The following is a 3,968-nucleotide window of genomic DNA, read 5'->3' as shown; positions in this document are numbered from 1 at the left end:
CGTCGCCAGCGCCGCGACCTGCCCGGCCCTCGCCCGGCGCGCCCCGACCGCCGGCGCGCTGCGGCTTTCCGTCCGCGGTCACCTCGTCGTCGAGGCGCAGGGTCAAGGAGATCCGCTTGCGCGGGAGGTCGACGTCGAGCACCTTGACCTTGACGACGTCCCCGGGCTTGACGACCTCACGAGGGTCCTTGACGAACCGGTCGGAGAGCGCCGACACGTGGGCGAGCCCGTCCTGGTGGACCCCGACGTCGATGAACGCGCCGAAGGCCGCCACGTTGGTCACGACCCCCTCAAGCCGCATCCCCGGCCGTAGGTCGGAGAGCTTCTCGACCCCCTCGGCGAAGGTCGCCGTGGTGAACGCCGGGCGGGGGTCGCGGCCCGGCTTCTCCAACTCGGCCAGGATGTCCGTCACGGTGGGCAGACCGAAGGTCTCGTCGACGAAGTCGGCCGGACGGATTGCTCGGAGCGCCGCCGTGTTGCCGATGAGGCCGCGCAGCTCGTGACCGCTCGCCGCGAGGATGCGGCGCACGACCGGATAGGCCTCGGGGTGCACGCTCGACGAGTCGAGGGGGTCGTCGCCACCGGGGATGCGGAGGAAGCCGGCGGCCTGTTCGAAGGCCTTGGGCCCGAGGCGAGGCACGTCCTTGAGGGCGACGCGCGTGCGGAACGGCCCATTCGCGTCACGGTGCGCCACGATCGTCTCCGCGAGACCCGCGGTGATGCCGGAGACGCGGGTCAGCAGGGGAGCGGACGCGGTGTTGACGTCGACACCGACCGCGTTGACGCAGTCCTCGACGACCGCGTCGAGCGAGCGGCTCAGCGCCGTCTGGGAGACGTCGTGCTGGTACTGGCCGACGCCGATCGACTTCGGGTCGATCTTGACGAGCTCGGCGAGCGGGTCCTGCAGGCGCCGGGCGATGGAGACGGCCCCGCGCAGCGACACGTCGAGGTCCGGCAGCTCGCTCGACGCGTAGGCCGAGGCGGAGTAGACCGAGGCGCCGGCCTCCGACACGATCGCCTTGGTCAGGTGCAGCTCCGGGTGGCGCCGCAACAGGTCGGCCACGAGCTTGTCGGTCTCGCGCGAGGCGGTGCCGTTGCCGATCGCCACGAGGTCGACGTGGTGCTTCGCGGCGAGGCCGGCGAGGGTCGCGATGCTGCGGTCCCACTGGTTCTGTGGGACGTGGGGGTGGATCACGTCGGTGGCGACGACCTTGCCGGTCGCGTCCACGACGGCGACCTTCACGCCCGTACGGAAGCCGGGGTCGAGGCCCATCGTTGCCCGGGTGCCGGCCGGCGCCGCCAGGAGCAGGTCGCGCAGGTTGGCGGCGAAGACCCGCACCGCCTCCTGCTCGGCCTCCTGCCGCAGGCGCATGCCAGGTCGATCCCGAGGTGCACGAGGATCTTCGTGCGCCAGGCCCACCGCACCGTGTCCGCGAGCCAGCGGTCTGCGGCTCGACCGAGGTCCTCGATGCCGAACCGCCGGGCGATGCGCCGCTCGTAGGTCGTCGGCACGGTGCTGAGCCGGCTGGGCGGCTCGTCGGTGGCCGGGAGAGGGTCGATGGAGACGCTGAGCACGTCCTCCTTCTCACCCCGGAACATCGCCAGGATCCGGTGCGAGGGCAGCGTGGTCAGCGGCTCGGCGAAGTCGAAGTAGTCGGCGAACTTCGCACCCTCGGTCTCCTTGCCGTCCCGCACGGCCGAGACGAGGCGGCCCTGGGACCACATCAGCTCGCGCAGCTCACCGACGAGGTCCGCGTCCTCGGCGAACCGCTCGACCAGGATGGCGCGGGCGCCATCGAGCGCGGCAGTGACGTCCGCGACGCCGCGCTCGGGGTCGACGTATGCCGCTGCTGCCGTCTGCGGGTCCGTGCCCGGAGTGGTCAGGAGGGTCTCGGCCAGGGGCTCGAGGCCCGCCTCCCGGGCCACCTGGCCCTTCGTGCGGCGCTTCGGCTTGTAGGGCAGGTAGATGTCCTCGAGGCGCGCCTTCGTGTCGGCGGCGCGCACCTGCTGCTCCAGCGTGGGGGTGAGCTTGCCCTGCTCGCGGATGGACTCCAGCACCGCGGTGCGCCGGTCCTCCAGCTCGCGCAGATAACCGAGGCGCTCCTCGAGGGTGCGCAGCTGGGCGTCATCGAGCCCGCCGGTCGCCTCCTTGCGGTAGCGGGCGACGAACGGCACGGTCGCCCCGCCGTCGAGCAGGGCGACCGCGGCGGTCACCTGGCCGCCGCCCACCCCGAGCTCCTCCGCGATGCGGGCCTCGACCGACTGCACTCCCACGGGCACTCCCTCTCCTGTCGACGGCCACCCCCCGGGACGGGGGCGGCCTGCGCCAGAGCATTGTGCCGTGGCCGGGGCGCGCCCCGTCACGGAGGGCAGGGCGAAGCGCCCGGTGAGTGAGCGGCATACGGAAAGGGGTGAGCGAGCGGCGCGCGGTCCACGCGTCGTCGCGGGGGCTCAGCTCATGCCGGAGGTGAGCCGTTCGAGCGCGCCGTCCCAGCGCGCCTGCAGGCTCGCATCGTCGGCGTGCTCGTGGACGAGGTCGATGCGGGTCCCCGTGCCGTCAGGTGCGAGCTGGAGGTCGACGAGGGAAGCCGGCGCGTCGTCGTCGGCGTGCCAGGAGACGCGGATCTGTTCAAGGGGGTGGTAGGAGCGGACGACGCCATGTGGGCCGTCGTCGCTGTGCCACGACTCTCCCTTGCTGCCGAGCTGGGCGCCCGGTCCGAGCAGTGCCTGCGTGCCCTCGCGGCTGATCAGGTGCTGCCACACCTGTTCAGGTGAGGCCGGCACGGTGCGGCTCGCGCGCACCGCCCGGGACTGCGCTTCGTCGGGGATGGACTCCGTCGTACTGGTCATCGGCAACCTCCGGGGGAGAGCGGGCCGGTCCCTGATGGGCCGAACCCATCTGACGTATCCAATAGATCAAGGAACCCGGGCAAGATCAATGCCTGGCGGCGGGGAGTTTCGGATCCCGTGTCGATGTCCGTCGTCGCCGGTACGGTCGGGCCATGATCGACCACTTCGGCATCAACTGCTCCGACCTGGCGGCCAGCGCGCGGTTCTATGACACCGTCCTCGGGGTGCTCGGGTTCAGTCGGCAGCTCGACTTCGGCCAGGCGATCGGTTACGGCACCGAGGGAGACCCGGCCTTCTGGATCTCCGCCTGGGACGGCCCCGAGCCGAACCGCGAGGTCCATGTCGCGTTCCGGGCGGCCGACGCGGAGCACGTGCGCGCCTTCCATGAGGCGGCGCTGTCGCTCGGCGCCGAGTCGCTGCACGAGCCGCGGCTCTGGCCCGAGTACCACCCCGGCTACTACGGCGCCTTCGTGCGCGACCCCGACGGCAACAACGTCGAGGCGGTCTGCCACACCGCGCCCGAGGGCTGAGAGGGCGCCGACCTTCGGTCGCCGGACCCCACGACCACCCGGTATGCCGCTCACTCACGCGGGACGGGACAGCTCCTCCGTGCCGGGCGGGCCAAGCGTGACGATGCCACTCGGCGTGGCGACCGCCTGGCCCTGCACGTCGAGGCCGGCTGCCTCGGCCGCCGCGGCGAGGACACCGAAGAGCGCGTCGTCGTCGGGAGTCCGCTCGGCCGGGCCCCGGCGGGCCCGCACCACGACGAGGGAGCAGGCGCCGTGCTGCGCGAGCTCGTCCAGGGCGGCACGCCACCGATGCGCGTCGTCGACGCCCGGTGCGCCGGGCGGGACGTCGTGGATCGCGAGCGGTTGGAGCATGCGGCCGTCGGGATGCGTCAGGAGCAGGTAGACCGCGCCCTCGCGCCGGGACTGCTCGCTGGCGACGAGGTCGACGACGTCCTCGAAGATGTCGGGGTCGGTGATCGGTCGTTCGGCCCATCCGCGGGGCAGGTCCTTGAATCCCATGGCACGAGCATGGCCGGAACGGCGCTCGCGACGTCGACCGTTGTCCACAGGTCCGGGAAGGCGGACCGGCCGGCGCCCCTGGGGACGCCG

Annotated in this window: 3 protein-coding genes and 1 pseudogene; 1 reads left to right on the top strand and 3 read right to left on the bottom strand. The window is 72.5% G+C overall.

Annotated elements, in window-relative coordinates; genetic code table 11:
- Positions 1 to 2,280 (bottom strand): annotated as a pseudogene (locus N864_RS19910) (Tex family protein); the annotation flags it as partial.
- A gap of 171 nt (positions 2,281 to 2,451) precedes the next feature.
- A complete protein-coding gene (locus N864_RS19905; protein ID WP_034721467.1) occupies positions 2,452 to 2,850 on the bottom strand; it encodes an SRPBCC family protein in 399 nt (132 codons plus the stop codon).
- 152 nt (positions 2,851 to 3,002) lie between these two features.
- Between N864_RS19905 and N864_RS19900 the strand changes: the two genes are divergently transcribed.
- Entirely contained in the window at positions 3,003 to 3,380 is a 378-nt protein-coding gene (locus tag N864_RS19900; protein WP_034721465.1) for a VOC family protein, read from the top strand.
- A 54-nt stretch (positions 3,381 to 3,434) separates the two neighbouring features.
- On the opposite strand, the gene N864_RS19895 is transcribed toward N864_RS19900, so the two are convergent.
- Entirely contained in the window at positions 3,435 to 3,878 is a 444-nt protein-coding gene (locus N864_RS19895) for a hypothetical protein (RefSeq protein ID WP_034721462.1), read from the bottom strand.
- Positions 3,879 to 3,968: the final 90 nt, after the last annotated feature.

This window comes from Intrasporangium chromatireducens Q5-1 (assembly GCF_000576575.1).
Classification (GTDB): Bacteria; Actinomycetota; Actinomycetes; order Actinomycetales; family Dermatophilaceae; genus Intrasporangium_A; species Intrasporangium_A chromatireducens.
This window is presented reverse-complemented; position numbering and strand designations above follow the sequence as displayed.